The organism is Kitasatospora sp. NPDC057936, from assembly GCF_042887525.1.
Taxonomy (GTDB): domain Bacteria; phylum Actinomycetota; class Actinomycetes; order Streptomycetales; family Streptomycetaceae; genus Kitasatospora.
Genome location: NZ_JBHVPD010000064.1, coordinates 39,003 through 61,613, shown reverse-complemented (window position 1 = coordinate 61,613; position 22,611 = coordinate 39,003). Strand labels below are relative to the sequence as shown.

33 protein-coding genes are annotated in these 22,611 nt (G+C 74.5%); 22 read left to right on the top strand and 11 right to left on the bottom strand.

Annotation, left to right across the window (positions count from 1 at the left end):
* The 6 genes from ACFVU9_RS28930 to ACFVU9_RS28905 form a co-directional block, all read left to right on the top strand.
* Positions 1 to 411, top strand: a 411-nt coding sequence (locus ACFVU9_RS28930; RefSeq protein ID WP_387598334.1) for a gas vesicle protein, incomplete at its 5' end; no start/stop codon positions are given.
* A 26-nt stretch (positions 412 to 437) separates the two neighbouring features.
* Positions 438 to 824, top strand: coding sequence for a gas vesicle protein (locus ACFVU9_RS28925; RefSeq protein ID WP_387598343.1), 387 nt, complete (start codon positions 438 to 440; stop codon positions 822 to 824).
* Positions 821 to 1,603, top strand: a complete 783-nt coding sequence (locus tag ACFVU9_RS28920; protein ID WP_387598331.1) for a GvpL/GvpF family gas vesicle protein — start codon at positions 821 to 823, stop codon at positions 1,601 to 1,603. The genes ACFVU9_RS28925 and ACFVU9_RS28920 overlap by 4 nt, the downstream gene beginning before the upstream one ends.
* 62 nt (positions 1,604 to 1,665) lie before the next feature.
* Positions 1,666 to 1,851, top strand: a complete 186-nt coding sequence (locus ACFVU9_RS28915; protein WP_387598340.1) for a gas vesicle protein — start codon at positions 1,666 to 1,668, stop codon at positions 1,849 to 1,851.
* Positions 1,848 to 2,165, top strand: a complete 318-nt coding sequence (locus ACFVU9_RS28910) for a gas vesicle protein K (protein ID WP_387598328.1) — start codon at positions 1,848 to 1,850, stop codon at positions 2,163 to 2,165. The genes ACFVU9_RS28915 and ACFVU9_RS28910 overlap by 4 nt, the downstream gene beginning before the upstream one ends.
* A gap of 104 nt (positions 2,166 to 2,269) precedes the next feature.
* Positions 2,270 to 2,443 (top strand): CsbD family protein, encoded by a 174-nt coding sequence (locus ACFVU9_RS28905; RefSeq protein ID WP_387598325.1) that lies wholly within the window; start codon positions 2,270 to 2,272, stop codon positions 2,441 to 2,443.
* A 183-nt stretch (positions 2,444 to 2,626) separates the two neighbouring features.
* Here the strand turns inward: ACFVU9_RS28905 and ACFVU9_RS28900 are convergent, their stop codons facing one another.
* On the bottom strand, positions 2,627 to 4,414 hold the full coding sequence (locus tag ACFVU9_RS28900; protein WP_387598322.1) for a glycoside hydrolase family 15 protein: 1,788 nt from the start codon (positions 4,412 to 4,414) through the stop codon (positions 2,627 to 2,629).
* Positions 4,411 to 4,953, bottom strand: coding sequence for a hypothetical protein (locus tag ACFVU9_RS28895; protein ID WP_387598319.1), 543 nt, complete (start codon positions 4,951 to 4,953; stop codon positions 4,411 to 4,413). The genes ACFVU9_RS28900 and ACFVU9_RS28895 overlap by 4 nt, the downstream gene beginning before the upstream one ends.
* A gap of 146 nt (positions 4,954 to 5,099) precedes the next feature.
* On the opposite strand from ACFVU9_RS28895, the gene ACFVU9_RS28890 reads away from it, so the two are divergent.
* The 3 genes from ACFVU9_RS28890 (at position 5,100) to ACFVU9_RS28880 (ending at position 6,966) form a co-directional block, all read left to right on the top strand.
* A complete protein-coding gene (locus ACFVU9_RS28890) occupies positions 5,100 to 5,258 on the top strand; it encodes a hypothetical protein (RefSeq protein ID WP_387598316.1) in 159 nt (52 codons plus the stop codon).
* 172 nt (positions 5,259 to 5,430) lie between these two features.
* Positions 5,431 to 5,655, top strand: a complete 225-nt coding sequence (locus tag ACFVU9_RS28885) for a hypothetical protein (RefSeq protein WP_387598313.1) — start codon at positions 5,431 to 5,433, stop codon at positions 5,653 to 5,655.
* Positions 5,656 to 5,763: 108 nt separating this feature from the next.
* Positions 5,764 to 6,966, top strand: coding sequence for a PP2C family protein-serine/threonine phosphatase (locus ACFVU9_RS28880; protein WP_387598310.1), 1,203 nt, complete (start codon positions 5,764 to 5,766; stop codon positions 6,964 to 6,966).
* Between the two features lie 38 nt (positions 6,967 to 7,004).
* Here the strand turns inward: ACFVU9_RS28880 and ACFVU9_RS28875 are convergent, their stop codons facing one another.
* Positions 7,005 to 8,009, bottom strand: a complete 1,005-nt coding sequence (locus ACFVU9_RS28875) for a YihY/virulence factor BrkB family protein (RefSeq protein WP_387598307.1) — start codon at positions 8,007 to 8,009, stop codon at positions 7,005 to 7,007.
* A 136-nt stretch (positions 8,010 to 8,145) separates the two neighbouring features.
* On the opposite strand from ACFVU9_RS28875, the gene ACFVU9_RS28870 reads away from it, so the two are divergent.
* The 4 genes from ACFVU9_RS28870 (at position 8,146) to ACFVU9_RS28855 (ending at position 12,297) form a co-directional block, all read left to right on the top strand.
* On the top strand, positions 8,146 to 8,487 hold the full coding sequence (locus ACFVU9_RS28870; protein WP_387598304.1) for an STAS domain-containing protein: 342 nt from the start codon (positions 8,146 to 8,148) through the stop codon (positions 8,485 to 8,487).
* Entirely contained in the window at positions 8,480 to 10,927 is a 2,448-nt protein-coding gene (locus ACFVU9_RS28865) for a SpoIIE family protein phosphatase (protein WP_387598301.1), read from the top strand. The genes ACFVU9_RS28870 and ACFVU9_RS28865 overlap by 8 nt, the downstream gene beginning before the upstream one ends.
* 66 nt (positions 10,928 to 10,993) lie before the next feature.
* Positions 10,994 to 11,290: a hypothetical protein gene (locus ACFVU9_RS28860; protein ID WP_387598298.1), complete on the top strand. Its 297-nt coding sequence runs from the start codon at positions 10,994 to 10,996 to the stop codon at positions 11,288 to 11,290.
* Entirely contained in the window at positions 11,287 to 12,297 is a 1,011-nt protein-coding gene (locus tag ACFVU9_RS28855) for an iron-containing redox enzyme family protein (protein ID WP_387598295.1), read from the top strand. The genes ACFVU9_RS28860 and ACFVU9_RS28855 overlap by 4 nt, the downstream gene beginning before the upstream one ends.
* Here the strand turns inward: ACFVU9_RS28855 and ACFVU9_RS28850 are convergent.
* The 4 genes from ACFVU9_RS28850 to ACFVU9_RS28835 all read right to left on the bottom strand — a co-directional run bounded on the left by ACFVU9_RS28850 (position 12,256) and on the right by ACFVU9_RS28835 (position 14,653).
* Positions 12,256 to 12,501, bottom strand: a complete 246-nt coding sequence (locus tag ACFVU9_RS28850; RefSeq protein WP_387598292.1) for a CDGSH iron-sulfur domain-containing protein — start codon at positions 12,499 to 12,501, stop codon at positions 12,256 to 12,258. The two genes, ACFVU9_RS28855 and ACFVU9_RS28850, sit on opposite strands and share 42 nt — an antisense overlap.
* Complete coding sequence (locus ACFVU9_RS28845; protein WP_387598289.1) at positions 12,485 to 13,129, bottom strand: HemK2/MTQ2 family protein methyltransferase; 645 nt, start codon at positions 13,127 to 13,129, stop codon at positions 12,485 to 12,487. The genes ACFVU9_RS28850 and ACFVU9_RS28845 overlap by 17 nt, the downstream gene beginning before the upstream one ends.
* A 22-nt stretch (positions 13,130 to 13,151) precedes the next feature.
* A complete protein-coding gene (locus tag ACFVU9_RS28840) occupies positions 13,152 to 13,673 on the bottom strand; it encodes a hypothetical protein (RefSeq protein ID WP_387598286.1) in 522 nt (173 codons plus the stop codon).
* Positions 13,674 to 13,753: 80 nt separating this feature from the next.
* On the bottom strand, positions 13,754 to 14,653 hold the full coding sequence (locus ACFVU9_RS28835; RefSeq protein WP_387598284.1) for a Rieske 2Fe-2S domain-containing protein: 900 nt from the start codon (positions 14,651 to 14,653) through the stop codon (positions 13,754 to 13,756).
* Positions 14,654 to 14,865: 212 nt separating this feature from the next.
* Here ACFVU9_RS28835 and ACFVU9_RS28830 point away from each other — a divergent pair, with 212 nt between their 5' ends.
* The 6 genes from ACFVU9_RS28830 to ACFVU9_RS28805 all read left to right on the top strand — a co-directional run bounded on the left by ACFVU9_RS28830 (position 14,866) and on the right by ACFVU9_RS28805 (position 18,804).
* Entirely contained in the window at positions 14,866 to 15,594 is a 729-nt protein-coding gene (locus ACFVU9_RS28830) for an ANTAR domain-containing protein (RefSeq protein WP_387598282.1), read from the top strand.
* 59 nt (positions 15,595 to 15,653) lie between these two features.
* Positions 15,654 to 16,379, top strand: a complete 726-nt coding sequence (locus tag ACFVU9_RS28825; RefSeq protein ID WP_387598279.1) for a GAF and ANTAR domain-containing protein — start codon at positions 15,654 to 15,656, stop codon at positions 16,377 to 16,379.
* Between the two features lie 215 nt (positions 16,380 to 16,594).
* Entirely contained in the window at positions 16,595 to 17,053 is a 459-nt protein-coding gene (locus tag ACFVU9_RS28820; RefSeq protein WP_387598277.1) for an SRPBCC family protein, read from the top strand.
* Between the two features lie 89 nt (positions 17,054 to 17,142).
* Positions 17,143 to 17,565 carry a hypothetical protein gene (locus ACFVU9_RS28815; RefSeq protein WP_387598274.1) on the top strand — a complete coding sequence of 141 codons (423 nt, stop codon included), beginning with the start codon at positions 17,143 to 17,145 and terminating at the stop codon, positions 17,563 to 17,565.
* 16 nt (positions 17,566 to 17,581) lie between these two features.
* Positions 17,582 to 17,794 (top strand): DUF6296 family protein, encoded by a 213-nt coding sequence (locus tag ACFVU9_RS28810; RefSeq protein WP_387598271.1) that lies wholly within the window; start codon positions 17,582 to 17,584, stop codon positions 17,792 to 17,794.
* A 437-nt stretch (positions 17,795 to 18,231) separates the two neighbouring features.
* A complete protein-coding gene (locus tag ACFVU9_RS28805) occupies positions 18,232 to 18,804 on the top strand; it encodes a type 1 glutamine amidotransferase domain-containing protein (RefSeq protein WP_387598268.1) in 573 nt (190 codons plus the stop codon).
* 267 nt (positions 18,805 to 19,071) lie between these two features.
* Here the strand turns inward: ACFVU9_RS28805 and ACFVU9_RS28800 are convergent, their stop codons facing one another.
* From ACFVU9_RS28800 to ACFVU9_RS28785, 4 genes are all read right to left on the bottom strand, one after another.
* Positions 19,072 to 19,293 (bottom strand): hypothetical protein, encoded by a 222-nt coding sequence (locus ACFVU9_RS28800; protein ID WP_387598265.1) that lies wholly within the window; start codon positions 19,291 to 19,293, stop codon positions 19,072 to 19,074.
* Between the two features lie 17 nt (positions 19,294 to 19,310).
* The gene (locus ACFVU9_RS28795) at positions 19,311 to 19,871 is read right to left on the bottom strand and encodes a hemerythrin domain-containing protein (RefSeq protein WP_387598262.1); all 561 of its coding nucleotides are present in this window, start codon (positions 19,869 to 19,871) and stop codon (positions 19,311 to 19,313) included.
* 569 nt (positions 19,872 to 20,440) lie between these two features.
* Positions 20,441 to 20,608: a hydrophobic protein gene (locus ACFVU9_RS28790; protein ID WP_387598259.1), complete on the bottom strand. Its 168-nt coding sequence runs from the start codon at positions 20,606 to 20,608 to the stop codon at positions 20,441 to 20,443.
* A 217-nt stretch (positions 20,609 to 20,825) separates the two neighbouring features.
* A complete protein-coding gene (locus ACFVU9_RS28785; protein WP_387598256.1) occupies positions 20,826 to 21,215 on the bottom strand; it encodes a helix-turn-helix transcriptional regulator in 390 nt (129 codons plus the stop codon).
* Between the two features lie 160 nt (positions 21,216 to 21,375).
* Between ACFVU9_RS28785 and ACFVU9_RS28780 the strand changes: the two genes are divergently transcribed.
* The 3 genes from ACFVU9_RS28780 (at position 21,376) to ACFVU9_RS28770 (ending at position 22,531) form a co-directional block, all read left to right on the top strand.
* Entirely contained in the window at positions 21,376 to 21,681 is a 306-nt protein-coding gene (locus ACFVU9_RS28780) for a hypothetical protein (protein ID WP_387598253.1), read from the top strand.
* Entirely contained in the window at positions 21,666 to 22,031 is a 366-nt protein-coding gene (locus ACFVU9_RS28775; RefSeq protein WP_387598250.1) for an STAS domain-containing protein, read from the top strand. The genes ACFVU9_RS28780 and ACFVU9_RS28775 overlap by 16 nt, the downstream gene beginning before the upstream one ends.
* Before the next feature lie 74 nt (positions 22,032 to 22,105).
* The gene (locus ACFVU9_RS28770) at positions 22,106 to 22,531 is read left to right on the top strand and encodes an ATP-binding protein (RefSeq protein ID WP_387598247.1); all 426 of its coding nucleotides are present in this window, start codon (positions 22,106 to 22,108) and stop codon (positions 22,529 to 22,531) included.
* The last annotated feature ends 80 nt before the right edge of the window (positions 22,532 to 22,611 follow it).

Sequence of the window (22,611 nt, the reverse complement as noted above, 5' to 3'; positions counted from 1 at the left end):
CCCCACTTCACCCCCACCCCCCGCACACCGATATTTGGGGGGGTGTGGTGGGGTCTTTTTTTTTTCTACGACCCCGCGCCGGGGCGGCGGGGGCCCGCCCCCGCCGAACCGGACCGGTCCGAGACGGAGAAGCGCCCCCGCAGCCGGCTGAGCGCCCGCCAGGCCGCCGCCCGGGCGGCCCGCCAGGTGCAGGAGCTGACCGGGAACCCACCCGAAGGCGTCACCTCGCTGGAGCGCGACGAGGAGGGGTGGCGGATCGGGGTCGAGGTCCTGGAGTCCCGCCGCGTCCCGGACTCCACCGACATCCTGGCGGTCTACCGGGTCGTCCTGGACGAACGGGGAGGTCTCGTGTCCTACCAGCGCGAACGGCGCTACCACCGCGGCCGCGTCGACCCGGAGGAGACACCGTGAACGGCCACGACAATTTCGGACCGCCGCTGCCGGCGAACTACCGCACGCCGCCCGCCCCGCAGCCGGCCAACCTCGCCGATCTCCTCGAACGGGTCCTCGACAAGGGCATCGTCATCGCGGGGGACATCCGGGTGAACCTGTTGGACATCGAACTGCTGACGATCAGGATCAGACTCCTCGTCGCCTCGGTCGACCGCGCCCGCGAGATGGGGATCGACTGGTGGGAGCACGATCCCGGGCTCTCCTCGGGCCGGCGCGACCTCGCCGTTGAGAACCGGCGCCTGCGCGAGCGGATCGGTGAACTGGAGGCCGCCGCGAGCGATCCGGAACGTCCGGCACCAGGTGGCTGCTCCGATGAGGCACAGGCCCCACCCACCCGGCGTCGGCCCCCACGCGCAGGGAAGGCGTCATGATCCATGTCACCTGGCTCTACGCCGTCGTCCCGGCAGACCGGCGCTCCGAACTGCGCCGATTGCACGAACTGCGCGGCGTCGCGGCGGAACCCCTCCGCGCGCTGAGCGGCCCGGGCCTCGCGGCCGTGGTCGGATCGGTGCCCCGGGCCGACTTCGACGAGCGGCCCCTGCACGCCCACCTGGAGGACCCGGTCTGGCTGGAGCACGCCGTCCGTGCCCACCACCGGGTGGTCGAGGCCCTCGCCCGCACGGGCCCGGCCCTGCCCCTGCGCTTCGCCACGCTGTACCACGACGACGCCCGCGCGCAGGCGCTGCTCCGCGAGCGCCACGACGAGCTCGCCGAGGCGCTCCGGCGGATCGACGGGCGCACCGAATGGGGCATCAAGGCGTACCTCGCCCACCGGCCGAGTCAGGAGGAGGAGGAGACCGGCGCCGAGAAAACGGCCCGGCCCGGCACGGCCTACCTGCTGCGCCGGAAGGCCTTGCGGCAGCAGCGCGGGGAAGCCGTGCGACAGGCCTCGGAAGACGCGTGGAGCATCCACGCGCAACTCTCCGGGTTGGTAGCCGCGGCGGCCCTGCACCCACCGCAGTCGGCGGAGGCCAGTGGCCGCACCGAGCCCATGGTCCTGAACGGCTCCTACCTCGTCGACCTCGTCGATCGGAAGCGCCTGGAGGACGCCGTGGCGGCCCTCGCGGACCGTCACCCGCAGCTCCGGCTGGAGCTGACCGGTCCCTGGCCGCCCTATTCGTTCGCCGACCCCGAGGGGAAGGCGCCGTGAGCAGCCCGGACCGACGGGCCGAAGACCGGTCCGGCGCTCTCTCGCCGGCCGGTGCCGAGCGCGTGGCGCTCGTCGACCTCCTCGACCGCGTACTGGCGGGCGGCGTGGTCATCGCCGGCGAGATCACCCTCGCCATCGCCGACGTCGACCTGGTGCGCATCAGCCTCCGGGCGCTGGTGGCCTCCGTGCGCTCCGCGACCCGGACCGTCGAAGGCACCGTGACCGTGCGGGACGAGGAGTCGCCGTGACCGCGCGGTCGCCGCAGGAGCCCCACGGAGCCCGTGTCGCCCGGCGTGTCGCCGTAGACCCGGAGACGGTGGGCCGGGACCTCGCCTGCCTCGTCCTCACCGTGGTCGAGCTCTTGCGGGAGCTCATGGAGCGGCAGGCGCTGCGCCGCATCGACGAGGGCGACCTGAGCGAGGACCAGGTCGAGGCGCTGGGCGTGACGCTGATGGCCCTGGAACAGCGGATGGATGAGCTGCGCGACCACTTCGGCCTCGCGCCGGAGGACCTCGACATCGACCTCGGCCCGCTCGGGCCGCTGCTCGGGTCCGGCCCCTGAATCGGATCAGTCGAAACGGGTCCGCGGAATGCGGATGAAGGAGGAGTTGAACGGAGGAATCGGGGCAGACGCCCCAGGACAACGAACGGAACGAGGAGGAAGCCGTGGGCGCTGGAAAGAAGATCGCACACACCGCCGAGACCGCGAAGGGCAAGGCCAAGGAGGCAGCCGGCAAGGCGGTCGGCAACGAGCGGCTCGTCGCCAAGGGCAAGGCGGAGCAGGTCAAGGGCGACCTCTCCCAGGCGGGCCAGAAGGCGAAGGACGCACTGAAGCACTGACCGCCTCCCGCTCGTGCGGAGCCGCGCGCCACCGTCCCCGACCGTGGCGGGCGGCTCCGGGTGCGCCCCGGGCGGTCCCCAGGGACGGGCTCGGCGACTCTCGACGGCCCGCGGCTCGGAGGACTGCCTCTCACCCCGTCGCCCATCCTGCGGGCCCGCCACGGCCCGTGCGACGCTGGCGGGTCATCGGCCGGGGTTGGCCAGCGTGGCGGCGGACTCCAGCAGCAGCGCGTGGACGAAGGACTGCGGGAGGTTGCCGCGCAGCTGGCGCTGGGCGACGTCGAACTCCTCCGCGTACAGGCCGGCCGGGCCACAGGCCGCGCGGTTGCGCTCGAACCACCGCACCGCCTCGATGTCGTTGTGTTGCTGGTGCTCGGCGAGGGCCATGACGAAGCCGCATAGCAGGAACGCTCCTTCGGCGTCCTCCAGGGGACGCTGGTCGTGGCGGAAGCGGTACAGGTAGTGGTCCTGGCCGAGGTCCCGCCGGACGGCGCGGAGCGTGGCCGTGGTGCGGGGATCGTCGGCCGGGAGGGCGCCGCGCAGGGCCGGCAACAAGAGGGCCGCGTCGACATCGAACCGGCCGGGTGAGCGCCGCCAGTGGCCGGCGGGGTGCAGGCAGTCGGCGGAGGCCTCGGCGACGATCAGGTCTGCCAGCGTCTCCCAGCCGGCCGCGCGCCCGCCGCCCGCGCCGGGGGCGGCGGCGATCGCGCGCAGCCCGGCGGCGCAGATCAGGCGGCTGTGCGTCCACCGGTCGGCGTCCAGCTCCCAGATGCCGGCGTCCGGCTCCCGGTGGCGGGCGGCGATCGCGTCGGCGGCGGTGAGCGCCGCGCGCCAGCCGTCCGCGTCCAGGCGGTCGCGGCGGGCCGCGGCGGCGAGCAGGAGGAGGCCCTCGCCGAAGACGTCGAGCTGGAACTGGCGGTTGACGTGATTGCCGACGACGTCGAAGCCGCCAGGGTAGCCGGGCAGGTCGAGGGTGCGCTGGTCCGGTACGGGGCCGCCGGTGGCCGTGTAGGCGGGGGCGAGCGCCGGGCCGTCCTCCAGCAGGCGGGCGGTGACGAACCGTACGGAGCCGTCCGTCAGCGCGTGCCCGCCGGCGGCCGCGGCGGCCTGGCCGATGTACGCCTGGTCGCGCACCCACACGTAGCGGTAGTCGTAGTTGCGCCCCTGCTCGGCGCGCTCGGGCAGGCTCGTCGTGGCGGCGGCCACGGTGCCTCCGCCGGGGCCGGTCAGACCGGCGAGGACGGCGTGGGCGTGGCGGGCGTCGCGCTGCCCCATGGTGCCGGCCAGGTCGGGCACGCAGGCCGCCCAACCGGCCTCGGTCGTCCGCCACAGGGAGTCCGCCGGGGTGGGCGGCGGAAGGTGCTGATCGGAGATCTCCAGGACGAGGTCCCGTCGGCCACCGGCCTCCAGGAGCACCGTGGCGTGGAGCGCCGCGCCGTCCGGCCGGGCCTCGGGGGCACCGGTCAGGCGTACGTGCAGTCCGCCGGTGCGGCCCGTCCAGGTGCCTCGCTCGTCGCGGTGGAGCTTGTGCAGGGGGTGTGTGCCGAAGCCGGCCGCCGGGCACAGGTGGACGTCCACCCGGGCGTCCCCGTGGACGGCCTCGATCCGGCGCAGAAGGACGGCGCGGTGCCGGTCGCCCGGGTGGACGAGGGCCTCGCGGCATTCGACGATCCCAGCCGTGGTGATCCAGCGGCTGCGCCAGACGAGGCCGCCCGGTTCGTAGTAGCCGCCCCAGACGAACGGCTCGGCGGGAGTGACGGAGTACCAGCCGGGGCCGCCGATGAGGGCGGCGAACACGGCGTCGTCGTGCCATGCGGGGGCGCACATCCAGACGATGTCGCCACGTGGTCCGAGGAGCGCGCCGCGCCGGCCGTCCGCGAGCAGGGCGTAGTCCCGCAGGGCGTGCGGGGCGGGGGCGGTGGTGTCGGGTGTACTCAACTGCCCACCTCCTGCGGAGTTTTGACCGGTCATACGAACTGCGGCAGGACCTGCTCGCGGTAGAAGCGGTAGAAGTCGAAGAACCCCTCCTGTTCCTGACCGATCTGGCCGACGTACACCTCGTCGAACCCCGCGTCGACGTAGCCGCGCAGCCGGTCGGCGTGATCCCGGGGGTCGTCTCCGCAGGTGACCGCCTTGGCGACCATCTCCTCCGTGACCAGCTCGGTGGCCTGCTCGAAGTGGCTCGGCGTGGGCAGCACCTGGGCGAGCTCGCCGGGCAGCAGCTCGCTGGGCCAGAGCCGGTGGACGGCCTTGACCGCCCGTACCCGGTCCTCCGACCAGCACACCTTCACGCCGCCGAGCACCGGCCCTGCGCTGCCCGCGGTCCGGTAGCGCCCGATGAGCTCGGTGTCCGGGGTCATCGTGACGAGACCGTCCGCGTCGTTCCACGGGTGGTAGTGGTCGGAGATCGCCAGCCGGGTGAAACCGGCCCGCTCCGCCAGCCGGGCCTGCTCGACCAGCTGGGCGGGGGTGAACTCCTCGCAGGACAGGAAGTAGCCGAACGCGGTCATGGCAGCCTCGGTTCGTCGATGGCCTCGTGGTCCTTCGCAGGAGCGGCTTACCGGGCCCGGCCCGGCGAAACCTCGTCGCTGTTTGCCGGGCCCGGAGCCGGGTAGCCGGAGCGGTCCCAGAGACTCCGATTCCGGAGGTGACCCCCATGGACGCGCGCGAAGGCGGCGGCCCGGCCGGAGCCGTCCGCACACCCGACCGGCCCGATGCCGGCGGACCGGCGTGCTACCGCCCGTCGGATCGAGCGGACGACGAGAGCGGGGAGCAGGGCGATGCGGAGGCCTATGCCGTCCTCGGCGAGGACTGAGGCCCGGACGGGACAGGCGGCTCCCGGTGACTCCGGGACGCCCCCACGGCCTTCGCGCGCCGCCCGGCGGCCGGCGCACCACCGCCCCGGCCGCCGTCGGCCCGGCGTGGGCCACGGCGTCCCCTACCCTGCTCAGGCCTGGGCAGGGATCGCAGCCTGAGGAGGCGGCCCGATGGACGACACACCCCAGGGCGGCGCCGGCGGCGTGCCGCTGCACCATGAGGCGCCCGAGCCGGAGGACCACGAGCGGCCCGCGGACACCGTGAAGACGGTCCGGGCGGGAAAGCCCGTCGCGGAGCAGAAGGCCGCGCCCGCCGAGCCGGACGAAACGGCCGGGCCGGACGAAACGGCCGGGCCCGACGAAACGGCCGGGCCCGACCGGACGTCCTCGCTCTGACCACGTGCCCCGCCCTCCGCGGCCGCCGTCACGGCCGCGGAGGGCGGGCCCGCGCGTGTGCGACCGGGCCGCCGCTGGGTAGGCGCGACCGCGACGGGAGGTACCACCGTGTCGGCGTACGAAGAGAAGGAGCTTGGCGGAGTTCTGGCGCGGGTTCTGGCCCGGTCCAGGGCGAGCGGACCGGGCGACCTGCCAGGCCTGGTGCAGGACGCGGTCCGCGACCTGGGCGGGACGGGAGCGCGGGTGTTCCTGGCCGACGTCCAGCAGCGACACCTCGTGCCACTGCCGGACCCGCGGACCGGCGACCCGGGCGACCCCCTCGACATCGAGACCACGCTCGCGGGCCGCGCCTACCGGCTCCAGCACACCCAGGTCTCCACCGGGCCGCCGCCGATCGGCTGGTTCCCCCTGGTCGACGGGATCGAGCGGATCGGCGTGCTGCGCGTGGAGGCCCGGACGGGGGAGCCGGAGGAGGCCGGCCGATGGGAGGCCCTGGCGGCCCTCGTCGCCTTGCTGGTGGTCTCCAAAACCGCGTTCAGCGACGTGATCGTCCGCACGACGCGCGACCGGCCGATGAGCCTGCAGGCCGAACTCCTGTGGGCCTTCCTGCCGCCGCGCACCATCGGCACCCGGACCGTCACCTCCAGCGCGGTCCTCGAACCCGCCTACGACGTCGGCGGGGACGCCTTCGACCACTCCGTGGTGGGCGGGCGCCTGCACCTGTCCGTGTTCGACGCCATGGGACACGACCTCGCCTCCGGCGGAGCCAGTTCGGTCGCACTGGCCGCCTGCCGCAGCACCCGCCGGGCCGGCGGCGACCTGGCGGCGATCGCGCGGGCCATCGACCGCACACTGGGCCGCTGGATCCCCGACCGGCTGCTCACCGCCGTCGTGGCCGACCTGGACGCGGCCACCGGCGAACTCGCCTGGATCAACTGCGGCCACCCGGCGCCGCTGCTCATCCGCGGCCGGCACGTCGTCGCGGGCGCCCTGGAACGGCCGGCCGAACTGCCCCTCGGACTGGGCTTCCACGACCGCGGCCCGCAGCCCGTCCACCACATCAGGCTCCAGCCCGGCGACCGGGTCCTCGTCTACACCGACGGCGTCACCGACGCGCGCTCACCCAGCGGGGAGACCTTCGGCGAGGAGCGCCTGACGGACGCTCTCGTCCGCCACATGGCGAGCGGCGAACCCGCCCCCGAGGCCCTGCGTCACCTGATCCACTCGCTGCTCGCCCACCAGGACCACCGCCTGCGCGACGACGCCACGATCGCCCTCGCCGAGTGGCACCCCGACGGCCGGGGCCGGTGACGGCCGCGCCCGGCGCGCAGCCCGGGTCGAGCCGCGATCTACGGCGAGGTCCGACCCGTGGTGCCGTCGTCGGGATCCGGCGGAGGATCGTCGTTCTCGAAGGCCACGTCGACCTGCTGTTCGGGGCGGCGTTCCTCCTGGCGGGCGATCGCGCTCAGCACCTGTTCGTCGGCGTCGGTGAGCGGCGGCTGGAGCAGGCTGCGCGGCCACAGGCGGCGGGCCAGCACGACGTTGGCCTCCGCCGTGTAGACGGTGATCTGCGCGGCCAGGTAGAGCCAGGACAGCAGGCCGATCACGGTGGCGAAGAAGCCGTAGACCTGGCCGGCGTGGCGCAGCTCGTGCACGACGAGGAGGGAGCCGAACGCCTGGAGGACGGTGAACAGCGGGCCCGCGACCGCGCAGCCCGGGCGGAGCGCGCGGGTGGGGACCTCGCGCGGGGTGAGGACGCGGAAGCAGGCCAGGCACAGGGCGGCGTTCAGGAGCGCGGAGACGATCAGACCGCCGATGCGGGCGGCGGGCCCGCCGAGGGAGGAGGCGACGACCGAGGCGGCCCCGGTGCCGAGGACCAGGCCGCAGCCGAGCACCACCAGGAGCAGGAGGCTGCGGCCCAGGCGCGGCCAGTAGCCGGGCCGGCGCACGCCGGGGACGTTCCAGATCTCGGCCATGGCGTGCTGGAGCACCTGGGCGATGCCGAGCGCGCCGTAGAGCATGAACAGCATGCCGACCACCAGGGCGAACCCGCTGCCCTGGAGGGAGTGGACGTTCTGGCGGAGCTGGTCGCCGATGATCGGGAAGTCCGCGAGGGCGGAGTTGAGAACGGACTTCTGCGCGCCGGGGCTGCCGTGCAGGACGAAGCCGAGGACGGTGCTCAGCAGGAGGAGCAGCGGGATCAGGGCGAGGAAGCCGTAATAGCCGATGAGCGCGGCGAGCAGTCCGCCCCGGTCGTCGCCGTACTTCTTGACCACGCCGACGACAACGGCGGTGGGGCGGTGGCGCTGCTGGTAGCCGTCCACCGAGCGCAGGGCGCGTTCGACCGGGTTCATGCCGTCCTCCTCCGCACGCCGGGGGTGCGGACCCGCCACGGACCGGGCCCGCGCGGGTGCGTCTGCCCGCTGGGCCGGTCCGTACGCCACATGGGCGCGAACGGGACGGGAAGCCCTAGCCTGGAGGGGTACCCAGGTGGCGAAGGTGATCCGGATGAAGGACTTCTCCGAGGTCAACGGCTGGACGGTCGTCCCGCTCTTCGGCGACCTCGACGACTTCGCGGCCCCCGAGCTGCGGAAGCTGTTCGACGTGCTGATCGACGGCGGCGCGCCCCGGCTGGTCATGGACCTGACCGCCGTCGGCTTCGTCGACTCCACCGGCCTCAACGCCCTGCTGGGCGCCGCCCGCCGGGTGCGGGAGCGGCACGGCGCGCTCCGGCTGGCCGGGGCGGTGCCGCAGGTGCGGGACGTCGTGGAGCTGAGCGGGGTGGAAGCGGTGCTGCCGCTCTTCCCGGACGTGGCGGCGGCCTGTGGCTGAGTACCGGTCCCCGGCGGGAACCGCCCGGGCGGACGACACGAGCGTGCTGCTGGCAGCGGTGGACCGGCTGCGCGCCGAGGCGGAGGGGCTGCGCCGGGCGATGCGCACCCGGGGCGTGATCGAGCAGGCGAAGGGCATGCTCACCGAGCGGCTCGGCTGCACGCCGGACGAGGCCTTCGGCCACCTGGTCCGGCTGTCGCAGGACACCAACCGGAGGGTCGCGGACATCGCCGCCGGGCTGGTCGGCCTGGCGGCACCGATCGCGGACCTCGCCGGGGACGAGTCGCTCCAGGAGGCCCTCGACGAGTTCGTCCGGCCCGTGCGGCACCCGCCCGTGCTCGTGGCACCCGCCTCCGGGCCGCCGGTCCCCGCGCCGCCGGGCGGCGCTCGTTCTGCTCCATTGCCCGACCTGGCCGCCCGCTATCACTTGGCCGTCTCCGCGCTGTCCGGAGCGGAGACGCCGGAGGAACTGGCGCGGCTGGTGCACGAGGTGGCCATGGCGCCGCTCGGCGTCGTCGCCGTCGTCCTCGGTCTGCTGGAGCCGGACGGCGCCCTCGCGCTGATCGGCAGCCACGGCGTGGAGCCGCGCCGGGTCAGCCAGTGGCGGCGCATCCCGCCGGAGACCGGGGTGCCGCTGGTCTCGGCCGCGCACGGCGGCGGCATGGTGTGGGAGTTCGACGCGGACGACGCGGCCGGCCGGTCGCCCGAGACCGGCCGGATCGTCCCCGGCCGGACGGCCTGCGCGGTGCCGCTGCGCAGCGGGGACCGGATCGTCGGGGCGATGAGCCTCGGCTGGGACGGCCCGCCCGAGCGGGCCCGCGCGGCCACCCGGTACGTCGAGGCGCTGGCCGGCCTGGTGGCGGGGCACCTGCTGCGGGTGGCCGTGGTCGGGGGCGGGGAGCCGGGGCTGGTGGTGCCGGGCGGCGAGTACTGGTTCCGCGGCGTGCTGGACGCGATGTTCGAGCCCGTTCTCGTGCTGTCCGTGGTCCGCGAGGGCGGCGAGGGGACGGTCACCGACCTGCGCGTCAGGTACGCGAACGAGGCGGCCGGCCCCGCCCCGATGGTCGGGCGGCGCCTGACCGAGATCCTCCCCGGGCTCGTCGCGACCGGGGTCTTCGCCCGGATCCTCGATGCCGCCGAGACCGGCATCCGGTACGACGGCCGGGCCGGCGACTTCACGGGTGCCGGGCCCGGGACGGTCCTCGTCGTACGGGCGGTGCCGTTCCTCGACGGCCTGCTCCTCACCTGGCGCCCACGGGACGGCGCCGCCGAGCGCGCGGCGGGGACCGGTGACACGCAGCGGTTGGCCGGCGTCGGAACCTTCGCGTGGAGGCGCGGCGAACCTGGCCTGGAGCTGTCGGAGGAGGCCCGGCGGCTGCTCGGCCTCGCCCCTGGGCAGCCCGGCCCGGTCACCGCGGTCGAGGTACTGGCGTGCGTGGACCGGTCGGACCGCGCCGCCGTGCGGGCGCTCGCCAGGCTCCTGTTGGGCGGGCGGCACCCGGGCCCCGTGGACGTCGCCGTCAGGCCGGCCGGGGCGGGGACGCGGACGGTGCGGATCAGCGCGGAGGCCGTCACCGATCCGGCCACCGGACGAGCGAGCGACGTGCGGGGCGTCCTCCAGGACGTGACCGAACGGCGCCGCACCGAGCAGGACCTGGCCGGGGTCCGGAGCAGGCTCGCCGAGCAGCAGCGCCGCACCGCCGCGGAACACCGCACCACCCGGGCCCTCCAGAACGCGCTGATGGCCGCCCCGGACGAGCCGGAACCGCCGATCGCCGGCCTCGACCACGCCGCCCGCTACGTGCCCGCCGGGGACCACCGGCGGGTGGGCGGCGACTGGTACGACCTGACCGCCCTGCCCGGTGGCCCGGTCCTGCTCGCGGTCGGCGACGTCAGCGGGCACGGCCTGACGGCCGCCGTGGGAATGTCCGAGCTGCGCTACGCCCTGCGCGGGCTCTGTTACGCGGGCCTGGGCCCGGCCGCCGCGCTGGGCCGCCTCAACACGGTGCTCTGCCGCCGCGGCGGCAACCGGATCGCCAGCGTGTTGTGCGGCCTGCTTGAGCCGGCCGCGAACACGCTCACGTGGAGCGCGGCCGGTCACGCGCCCCCGGCCCTCGTGCGCGGGGCGGTCGCGGACCTCGCCGACGGCCCCACCGGAACCGTCCTCGGAGCGCTCGCCGACGTCCGGTACCGCGACACCGTCCAGCCGTTGCTGCCCGGCGACACCGTGCTGTTCTGGACCGACGGCCTGATCAACCGACGCGACGCCGGCACCGGCCGCCCCGACCGCCTCCTGCGCGCCGCCGAGGAGTGCACCGTCGAGGAATCCGCAGCGCCCGCCCTCGCGGAATGCCTCGACCACATCGCCGACCGCCTCGGCGGCCCCAATCCGGCGGACGACAGCTGCCTCCTCGCCGTCCGGCTCCGAGCCGCGCGTTAGTCCGCGCCCGGACGGGGAAGCCGCACCGGCGGACCGGGGGACGGCCGTGCGAGGAGGCAGGACACGATGGAACGGAGAGCACCCACCGCGACCGGGCGCGAGACGCGGCACGACCGCGGGCTGGACGCCCTGGTGAGCGGGCTCGCCTTCGGGCTGCGCAGCCGGGCGTGGGAGGTCGTGCGGGGGGTGCGGCCCGGGACGCTCCTGGCGCTGGTGCTGCTGTCGCTGGGCCTGCTCGTGGCCGGCCTGTGGACCGCGCCGGCGTCCGCCGTCTGGGCGTTCGCCGGCTGCTCGGCCCTGATACTCGCGATCGCCGTCGTGGTGCTGCGCGCCTGTGTCGTGGCCGACGGGAGCAAACGGTGACCGGCCCGTTCGGCCCGCGCGGCCCGCTGTCCGCGGCGGTGCTGGGCCTGGTGTCCGCCGGACCGCCCGGCGCAGGGCGGCTGCTCGCCCCGCCGGGCCCGTTCACCGACCCGTGGGGCGAGGACCACCAACTCGCGCTGTACCTCTGCTACGAACTTCACGACCGGGGTCTCGCGGGCGTCCACCCGGGCTGGGAGTGGGAGCCCGAACTGTTGCTCCTGCGACGGGCATTGGAGCGCTCCTTCCTCGCGGCGGTGCGCGCGGAGGCGGAGCCCGTCCCGTCGGTGCCGGCCGCCCTCGACCAACTGCTGACGGAGTCCCCGGACGACACCGGCCCGTCGCACTTCCTGCGCGACGAGGGCGAGCTCCGACACGTCCGCGAGTACCTCGTGCACCGATCGGTCTACCACCTCAAGGAGGCCGACCCGCAGCTGTGGATGCTGCCGAGGATCCACGGGCCCGCGCAGGCGGTCCTGACGGCGATCGTCTACGACGAGTACGGGGCCGGGCGCCCCGAACGCGCTCACGCGGGGCTGTACGCCCGGATGATGGCGGCCTTCGGCCTCGACCCGGGCTACGCGCACTACCTGGAGCTCGTCCCGGCCGCCGCCCTCGCGGTGGTCAACCTGATGACGCTCTTCGGCCTGCACCGGGCGCTGCGCGGCGCGGCCGTCGGGCAGTTCGCCGCCCTGGAGATCACCTCCTCGCCCGGTGCCGCACGGCTGGCGGCCGCGCTGGAGCGGTTGGGCGGGGGACCGGACGGGACGCTGTTCTACCGGGAGCACGTGGAGGCCGACGCCGTCCACGAGCAACTGGTCCGCCACGGAGTGGTTGAGCGACTGATCGCGGACGAGCCCGCGTTGGCGCCGGACATCGCCTTCGGCCTGGCGGCCGCGCAGGTCGTCGACGGCCGGTTCGCGGACCACCTGCTCGCCCGCTGGCGGGCCGGCCGCACGTCCCTGCGCTCACCCCTGCCCGAGGCCGCCGTCCGTGCCCCCGCCGCGTGAGCGGTACCCGCGGCGTCGCCGGTGGCTGGTGTCGCAGAACGGGTAGCACCGGCTCCGGCGGCACACGCACAGTGCCACCACCGGCCGTTCGGAGACCCTGATCTCGCCGCCGGGCAGGACCACCTCCACCGGCCCCTCGACGAGCAGCGGACCGTCCGGCACGACCACCACCCGGGTCGTGGGCCGGTCAGCGTTCCCGGACACCGCGCACCACCACCAGGACCTCCCACCGCTCGCCCGGGGCGATCAGCCCGAGCCTCTCGAAGAGTGCGGCACGGGCCGTCATCACCGGCCCGAAGGCCTGCCGCCGTCGAGCCGTCACCGCCGTCCGCAGCCCGGCCGCGGCCAGGGCCGCCAGCGTGGCCGGGACGTCCGCCAGGGACGACTGCACGACGAGCAGCACGCCGCCGCGGGCCAGCCGCCGCGGCGCCTCCCGGCAGATCCGGTCCAGCACGAGGCGTCCGTCCGGCCCCGCGTCCCACGCGAGCCCGCGGCCGTGCCCGCGGCGGGTGGTCGGCGCCGGCACGTAGGGTGGGTTGGCGGTGATCAGGTCGAAGTCCTCGTCCGCCACCGCCGCCAGCAGGTCACCCCGGCGCAGCCGGATCGCGAGTCCGCGCAGCCGGGCATTGAGCCAGGCCGCCGCCACCGCTCGGGGCGACAGGTCCACGGCCGTCACCCGGGCGCCCTCGTGCGCGGCCGCGAGTGCGACGGCGCCCGTGCCGGTGCACAGATCGAGCACCCGGCTGCTGCCGTCCAGACGCTCGCGGTGCACGCACGAGACCAGCAACTCGGTGTCGCCCTGGGGCCGGTAGACGCCTGGCGGTCTGATCATCAGCATGTCGTCCAGCCGCCTCTCAGCGGTGCCCGGCCAGGGCGGTGACCCGGCGCAGCACCACGCCGTCCGGGGCGTTCGCGTGCGGGTCGATCCGAAGCCGTGCGTCGGGCAGGTCCGCGACGGTTCGTGCGAGGACCTCCACCAGCGGCACCGCCGCGACGTTCGCCGGGAGGTTCTTCAGGTAGTGGAGGGCGAACACCAGCGGCTTCCCGAGCCGGCGCAGCAGCCGGACGAGTTCGGTGAGCCGGACCGGCGAAGCGTTCTCGTAGCCCTGGTGCAGGTGGAGGAGGTCGGACTCGTCGTGGTGGCGTCGGACCCAGTCGGGGTCGAGCATGGCCGGCGGCCACCAGCCCCACCGGCTCCGGGGCGTGCCGCGCGGGCACGGGTCCGGCAGCAGCCGCACCGGGTCCCGGGCGGTCAACGAGGCGAGGTGCCGGACGTAGACGTGCCCGGCGGGGACGGCCGCCACCCGGATCCCCGTCCGGTACTCCGGCTTCGGCGCGGAGTGGCCGGCCGGGAGATCGGGGACGACAGTGGTCATGGCTCCTCCAGAGACTCGCTCAGCGGCTCGTTCGCCGGGCGGCTGCCCCCGGCGGTGCGGGCGAAACGGTGAACGGCCGGTCAGCCGGCGCCGGGCAGTCGCACCTCCAGGTGCCCGGAGAGCACCCGGGTCTCGAACACCGGCTGCGGCGAGGTGGCCGGGCCGCTCGCGACCTCGCCGTCGCGCAGGCGGAACTCGCTGCCGTGCCACGGGCAGCGCAGGCAGCCGTCGGCCACCGTGCCCTCGCCGAGCGGGCCGGAGAGGTGCGAGCAACGCTCCGCGAGCACGTGGCAGCGCTCTCCCTCGCGGACGACGACCACGGGAAGGCCGCCCGCCGTTCTGCGGACGGGTGCGCCCGGTGGGAAGTCGTCGACCGGGCCGAGGCCGACCCAGTCGGCGGGTGCCAGCCGGTGTACGGCGGCGGCCCGGTTGGGGCCGGCGGCCTGCCCGTAGGCCAGGTGTCCGCCGAGCGTGCCGCCGACCGAGACGGCGGTGAGCCCGGCCAGGCCGAGCAGCCGGCCACGAGCGCGGTGACCGCGGCAGCGGGCCAGCAGCGATCCGGTGTACAGCAGCACGCCGGTGGTGTTGGCGAGCGCGTGCACCAGGCCGGTGCGGCGGCGGGGCGGGTCGAGCCGGGCCCAGTCCACCCAGCCGGACAGCGCCGCCGGCGCGGCGCCCAGCAGTCCGACGGTCACCATGGCGTCGGCCGAGCGGTGCGCGCCCGGGAGGAAGTCCAGCAGTCCGGCCGACGTCCAGCAGCCGATCGGCACCTGGACCAGCACCGGGTGCAGCGGATGGCCGAGCCACACGCCGTGCAGGGCGTCGCGGTACGGCCCGAGCGGAAGGGATTCCACCGCGTCGGCGAGCGGCCCGGCCGGGAGGTCGAGGACCTCCCAGTGGGCCGGGGCGTCGAGCGCGCGGCGCAGCCGGCGGGACCACCGGTCGACGGGCAGGGCTGAGGCATGCGGGTGTGCGTCCATACCCGGCGGCTTGCCGGGTCCCGCGCGGTCAAACCCCCGGCCGGGCGTGTGCCGGGCGGCGATCCGGGTACACGCGCAGCGCCGGACAGGCCGTGGAGGCGGCCCCGGCACCTATACTGCGGTGATCACGCTGCGGCGCGACCCGCCGTGACGACCGACAACAGTCGGTCCCGCCCGCTGGCGGCGGACCGATGGAAATACGAGGCGCGGAGATGGCCGATCTGACGCGGATCGCGCAGATCATGGCCGAGGCGGTCAACGGCCTGGGACGCCCCTCTCTGCCCGAGCGGCTCTGCGGGGCCTGCGTCGAGGCCCTGGCCGTCGAGGCCGCCTCCATCACGCTGATGGCCGACACGGGCCACCGCGCCGGCGTCTGGGCCAGCGACGGAAGGGCCCGGCGGCTGGAGGAGCGGCAGTTCAGCCTCGGCGAGGGCCCGGGCGTGGACGCCTTCCGCGAGCGGCGGCCGGTGGCGGTCGCCGACCTGCTGGCCCCCGACGAGGTGCGCTGGCCGGTGTTGGTGGCGGACCTCGCCCCGACCGTGATCGACCACCAGGGACTGCGGAGCGTCTACGCCTCGCCGCTCCACCTGGGTACCTCCGGCATCGGCGTGCTGAGCCTGTACCGCTCCGACCCGGGCCTTCCCGGCGCCGGGGAGGTCGCCGACATCCAGGTCGCCGCGACCAGCGTGACCCTCGCGATCGTCGGCTCCTTCATGGCGCCGTCCGGCGAGGTGCCGCTCCAGCCGTGGCTGGACGACCCGCCGCTCAACGGCGTGGAGGTGGACCAGGCGGTCGGCATGATCATGGTGCAGCTGGGGGTGTCGGCCGACGAGGCCCTCGACCGGCTGCGCGCCCACGCGTTCGCCCACGACGGCGAGATCGACGAGGTGGCGCACGAGGTCGTGCAGCGACGGCTGCGGTTCACCGAGGAGGACCGATGACGGATGACCGACGGCGGGGCACGGGCGTAGCCTTGCCCCGAAGGGAAGTGGAGGCGGTCATGACGCGCGAGGCCCGCGTGAACGAGGCGTTCGCCGGGCTCACCGGGACACTGATCGGACCCGGCTACGACACCGTCGAGTTCCTGCACCGGCTCACCGAGGTCTGCACGGCGCTCAGCGGCGCGGCTGGCACCGGTCTCGTGGTCGCGGACCGGCGCGGCGGGCTGCGCGACATCGCCTACTCCAACGACCGGGTCCGCCGGCTGGAGGCGCTGCAGATCTCGGTCGGCGAGGGGCCCTGCCTGGACTGCCACCGCACCGGCGAGCAGGTCGTCGTGCGGGACCTCCGGCAGGCCCGGGCACGCTGGCCGCAGTTCACGCAGCAGGCGCTCGACCTCGGTTTCCGTTCGGTGCGCGCGGTGCCGCTGCGCCTGGACGGCCGGGTCGTGGGCGCGCTCAACGTCTTCGACGTCCGCTCCGGGGTCGAACCCGGCCAGGACGGCCCGGACGTCGTGCAGCCGCTCGCCGACCTCGCGGTGATCGCCCTGCTCCAGCGCAGGTACGGGCGGGAGCAGACCGCCGCGGAGGAGATCAGCGCCGCGCTGGTGGACCGCACCGCCGTCGAACGGGCGAAGGGCGTGCTCGCCGAGGCCGGCGGCCTCGACATGGACACCGCTTTCGAGGTCCTCCGCTCCCATGCCCGCCGCGGCGGGCAAAGCGTGGCCGACGCGGCCCGCGCCCTCGTCGAGGGCCGCCTGGACCCGGACGCGGTGCTGGCCGGCTGAGGGCTGCGCGGCTCGTGGTCCCCGGGGGCCCGGAACCGCGGTCGCCATCGCTTCACGGACGGTTCCCAGGCAGGGGCCGCAGCACCGGTCCGGCGACGCCGGACCGGTTTCGTCCGTCGACGTGACCGCGCGCCGGGACGGTTACGCCGGCGCGCAGCGGGCAGGCGCGGGGCCGGTCGGGAAACGCCCGGCCGCAATCCGTGAGGAGGCCCCGGATGAGCATGGTCAAGGAATCGGTCGACGTCGACGTTCCGCTGCACACCGCCTACAACCAGTGGACGCTGTTCGAGGAGTTCCCCCGCTTCATGGAGGGCGTCGACTCGGTGACCCAGCTGGACGACCGCCACAACCACTGGCGCACCAGCATCGGCGGCGTCACCCGGGAGTTCGACACCGAGATCGTCGACCAGCTGCCCGACGAGCGCATCGCCTGGCGCACGCTGGACGGCGAGGTGGAGCAGAAGGGCGTCGTGACCTTCCAGCGCCTCGACGACCGGCACACCCGCGTCAACATGGCCATCGACTTCCGCCCCCAGGGCATGGCCGAGAAGGCAGGCGACGTGATGGGCATGGTCGACCGGAGGGTCAAGGGCGACCTGCGGCGTTTCAAGGACTTCATCGAGGAGCGCGGCCGCGCGGAGGGCGGCTGGCGGGGGCGGATCACTCCCGGCTGAGCCGCCCCGCCCGTGCCGGGGCCCCGGTTCTCGCGATCAGGGCCCCGGCACGGGCGGTTGGGCCCGGAGCCGGCGGGTAGGCGCGCCGCATGGAGGACATCGGCCCCCCGGCGGACGACCCGTTCGGCGGCACCCCTGAAACGCTCGACCTGTGCGACCTCTGCGGCCGGGCCGTCCCTGGCGACGACCTGCTCAGCGCGCTCGTGCCGGACTCGTCCGCGTTGCACGTCAGCGACCCGGACCTGGACGGCAAGAGGGTGCTGACCGCCTGCACCGTCGGCCACTTGGCCGACCTGATCGAGCAGTACCGCCGCCGCCCATTCGTCCTGGAGGAGCAGTGGGCCGGCAAGGTCTGCCGGGTGATCGCCGAGTACGACGACGAGCCCGTCCCCATCAGCACCGTCGCCGCGCTCAGCGGCCTCTCCGTGGAGCAGGCCCAGCAGGGCGTCGAATGGCACAACGCCAGGGCCCGCGAATGGCGCGCGCGGTACGGCGATCCGGATGACGACTGACAGCGAGGGACCGACCATGAAGAAGGCCAAGCACTACCGCCTGGTCGTGACCGACCCGTACCGCGAGGTCGTGCTCACCGCTACCGGTGCGATGGGTGACGATGGCACCGAAGTGTATGTCGACGACACCGGTGCGGTTCGCGCCGAGATCGACCGCGACGGTGCGGTCCGCACGGTGACCACCACACTTCCGATCGGCCGCCCGGCCCGAGCCGAGCCGCTGGACTGACGGCACGACGGAGCCCCGGGCACTGTTCCGGGGCTCGGTCACACCTCCGTCCTCACCTCACAGTGCGGCGGTGTCGGGGGCTGTCGGCTCGGTTGCTCCGGGTGGCCCGTTCCGTCGCCCGCCGCCGGCAACGTCGGCGGCCGTCGGGCCCTCGTTCTGCGGGCGGGCGCTGTCCGACAGGGGCCGGGCACCGCTGTGCTGCGTGCGCTCGTGTCCGTGTCGGCCGCGCATCGCCACGGCCCACGCACGTCGTCTGGGGTTCACCACTGCCCTCCGGGGTTCGGGGCGGACACCCGGGCCCGCCGTGCCGAGCGGCTACCCGTACGGGGCTCCGGCAATCCGGCATGGCCGTGCGCAAGCCGGGTACCCGCAGGTGTTCGGGGGCACGGCCGACCACGGCCTGGCCCGCACGCGATTCCCGCCCGAAGGAGGAAGCCGTGAACCAGCACACCAAGGTCCTCGCGATCGTGACCGACTACGGCGTCGAACAGGACGAACTCCTCGTCCCCGTCCGGCACCTGCGCGGCGACGGCGTGCACGTCGACATCGCCGCCCCCAGCCGGGACGGCATCCGCACCCTCGTCCGGGACAAGGAGCCCGGTGAGACGGTGAGCCCGACCCACACCCTCGGCGAGGTGGACGCCACCGGCTACGACCTGCTGCTCATCCCCGGCGGCACACTCAACGCCGACCACCTGCGGATGCGCCAGGAAGCCGTCGACCTCGTCCTCGCCTTCACCACCTCCGGCCGCCCGGTCGCCGCCATCTGCCACGGCCCGTGGCTGCTCGCCGAGGCCGGCGTCGTGTACGGCAAGGAGATCACCTCCTTCCCGTCACTGCGCACGGACCTCGCCAACGCCGGCGCGACCTGGACGGACGCCGCGCTCGTCACGGACGACACGAACGGCTGGCGCCTCGTGACCTCGCGCAAGCCCGAGGACCTCGAACAGTTCCTGCGAGGGATCGACGCCGCGCTGAAAGTGCGGGCCGCGACGGTCGGTCAGCACTGAGAGCCGCGGGTCCGGCGGCTGCCCAGCCGGGGCCGCGGGGCAGCCGAGCGCGGACCGGGAGCCCGATCCGCAGGTCAGCGGGCGGGGAAGCGGTGGCGCTCCACAGGCGCGCGAAGCCGTCCCAGAACGCCCGGCCGGCCGGCTCGTCCGGGCCGCGGTGGGAGCAGAAGTCCCAGAAGTCCCAGAAGTCCCAGAAGGCGTCGTGGGCGGAGGCGCCCGTGGGGATCTCGTTCGGCGGTTCGGGCTCGTCGGGTGGTGGTGCCGGGGTCAGCGGCGGAGCAGGAGATCAGTGGCCTGGGCCGGGCCCGCCGCGGCCCGACAGGTGGTCAGCAGGCAGGGCGGGCACGGCACGTCCGCCCGAGTCGGCGCCGCGGGTACGCGGATCGCGTGCGCCCCGGCGGCGAGGGCCGCGGCGACGACGGCGTCGCCGGAGGCGATCACCGTGACCCGGGAGGGCGGCAGGCCGAGGGCCAGGCAGACGGAGGTCACCAGGGCAGGGGCCCCGGTCAGGGCGAGTGCCGTTGCTCCGACGAGCCGTGGCCGGTGAGGTGGTCTCGGACGGCGGCGATCGCGCCTGTCCCGGGGGGAAGCCCCCACACGGGCCGGGGCGGAGTCGTGGGAGGGGCCTCGCGTACGCGCTTCGAGCAGCGCTGCAGCTCCTCGGCCGGGGCACGGAGCCGCAGGGCGGGGAAGAGCCGGTTCTCCTCGCCGCTCAGGTGGGTGCGGAGTACGACGAGCAGCGTGTCAGTGGCGTGGTGCCGCTCGGTGACCGGCAGGCGTTCGTCGAGCGCGCGGTCGATCAGCCGGCGGATCGTCGTGTGGGTGTGGACAGCGGCGTCCGCGAGCGCGCTGCCGGCCGGGAGGTACCGCCGGATCAGCGGGTGGACGTGCTCCTCCTCGATGGTGAGGTGCCGGTCGAGGAGCTCCCGGAGTGCGTGCAGCAACCGGGTGTCGTCGTCCGGAACGGGCCCGTCGTCGGTGCGGATGCCGTCGAGTCTGCGGAGCACCGTCTCCACGGCCCGGTGTTCGGCGCACAATTCGCTCGGGAACGCTTCGGGGCCGTTCATGGCTGCTCCGTCCGGCTGGCTCGGGGTGGACCGGTGAACAGGAGCGCCTGCCCCGTTCGCGCCGGCGTATGCCCCTCAGGACGGCCGGGCTGGTGGTGCCGAGCAGGTCGGCCCGCGCCTTGAGCTCCGCCGGTTCGACCCGGTCGCCCTGGGAGCCGCGCCAAGCTCTGTTCCGGTCGGTGCGAACTCAAGGGCCTGCCCAGCGGTGACCCGCAGGGCAAGGAGCCGGCCGATCTCGTGACCGACCAGCTCGTGCGCCACACCCGGGCCGAGGAGGCCCACCTCTACCCGCTCGCGTGCTGCCGGCCCGCCGGACCCTGCCGGGTGAGCCTGCGGAAGCCGGGACCTCGTCTCCGCGAGCGCCTTGTACGGCGGGCCGTTCGGCTGGACTGTCCGCCAAGTGCCCAGTCCCTGGGGGCCGTTCCTGCACGGTCTCTTCGACGGCGCGCTCGTCGCCGGCCTTGCCGGCCTCGCGCTCCCGCTACAGGGCGGCTCCGAGCACCGGGGTCTCGGGCGGTTCCGGGACCGGGCCGGTCACGGTCGGCCCCGGTGGGAGGTGTCACGGACGGTCACCATCGGTACCACCGGCCGCGGCCGCCGCCGCTGCCTGCGGAGAAGACGAAGCCGAGGACCCAGATCACGAGGACGGCCAGGGCGATCCACCACAGGATGTGGATGGCGAAGCCTGCGCCGCCCAGGATCAGGGCCAGGAGCAGAACGAGGATGAGTATCAGCATGGGATTCGGCCCCTTCATGGGATACGGACGTTCGGACACGGCGTGTGCCCGGCCGGGGCCGATCCATTCGAATGCGAGCGAACGCGTTTTCGTGAATTCCCAGGCATCCTCGCTGGGCCTCGCCAAAGGATCATCGCCGGCCTCGAACGGGCCGGGTAAGGCCGTACGGGCCCTGCCCGGCGCCCCGGTCGCCGCACCGATCTCCTGGGCCGCTCCCTCAGCCCCGCCCGTCGCCGCGTCGCGTCTCTGCGGACGTGACGCGGCTCCGTTCCGGCCCGGCGGGGCTCGGGGTCTCGCCGTTCGTCTGCGGGTGTTGGCGCAGCAGGGCGGCGAGGAGTTCGGCGACGGTGGGGCCGGCGTCGGCGGGGTGACGCAGTTGCTTGCTCGCGATGACGCTGTAGTGGTTGGCGCGGCCGCGGCGTTCGTGGCTGAGGTATCCGGCCTGTTCGAGGTCGGTGATGATGCGCTGGACGGCGCGTTCTGTGAGCAGGCAGCGGGTGGCGATGTCGCGCACGCGGATGCCGGGGTCGCGGGCGATCTGGACCAGGACGCGGGCGTGGTTGGTCAGGAAGGTCCAGTGCCGCTCGGTCGCCGTGGCGTTTTCCATGTCTCCACGATAGGACGCCGGTTTCACGGCCGCCGAGACATGACAGCGAATTCGTGCATTGGTTGACATGTCGGGCAGAGGGGCGAACAGTGGAGGAACAGCTCCCGTCCCGCTTCCGTGGTGGATCCGGGCGGCGGCTCCTCGACCGGAGATGGTGCGCGTGGACGCGATGAGCAGAGAAGCACTGGAGCGGCTCACCACTGCTCTGCACGAGCGGATCGGCGCACCCTGCGCGCACGGTGAGGATGTCGCGCGCGTGGAGCCGCTGCGTCGGCAGGTGCGCCATGCGGTGATCGGCATGGACGCCTACCTCAGCGCGGTTGAGGCGGGCAACGGCGCTGCGGTGGAGCTGCGCGAGCAGGCCCTGGACCCTGTGGGTGGGCCTGGAACGGATCGCGTCCGTGGGGCCCGGGCGCCGCACGGCCGCCGACAACGCCTGAGGAGAGGACCGTGCCGCCCTGCCTGAAGTCGGAGACCGTCCGGGTCGGGCACGCGCTGGTGTGCTCCTTCGCCGGGGACATGATCCTGGACGGCGAACCGCTCGCCGCCCAGGCCCTGAACGCCGCCCTCGACCAGCAACCGGCCCTGCTCGCCGTCGACCTGGCCGGCGTGGAGCTCTTCACCTCCACCGGCCTCAACCTGCTCCTGACCGCCCGCCGTCGTGCCGCGGCCGAGGGAGTCCCCCTCGTACTGGTCGCCCCCAGGCAGCAGACACTGCGGGTCCTGGAGATCACCGGGACCGCCGTCCTGTTCGCGGTCTACGCCACCGCCGAGGACGCCCTGCGGCACTACCCGCCGCAATCGTCGCCCGCCTGAGTGCATGGTCCCGATGGCATCGGGTACCCGTCATGTTTCGGAACGCGACCAACCGAAACGATCCCTGGGCCGCCATGCACACCACTGCCGAATCCGCGCCCGTACACCGCCACCGGATCCTGTCCTTCAACGCCGGGAGCCTGCCGGTCGGCGACGGTCTCGCGTTCACCCGCCAGGCCCTGGCCGACTGGCACCTCGCCCCCTCCGGGCTCGCGGACGACGTGCAACTCGTCGCCGCGGAACTGCTCACCAACGCCGTCCGCCACGCCGGCGGCGCCCTCGCCCTGGACCTGGCCCAGCACGGCTCCCGCCTGCGCATCGCGGTCACCGACCCGGGCCCGGGCACCACCCTGCCCCGGCCCGGCCTTCTGCGGCCCGGCCGGATCGGCGGCTACGGCCTGGTCATCGTGGAGCGCCTCGCACGGCGCTGGGGAGCGTTCCCGTCCGACCACGGCAAGACCGTGTGGGCAGACCTGGTCACGCCACCCGCACCCGCGTGACGAAAGTCCGCAGACCGCGGTTACCGCCCGTTCCGTGAGGAAGCCGCCTGGTGGCCGCTTCCACCGGGCGCAGTCCGTTC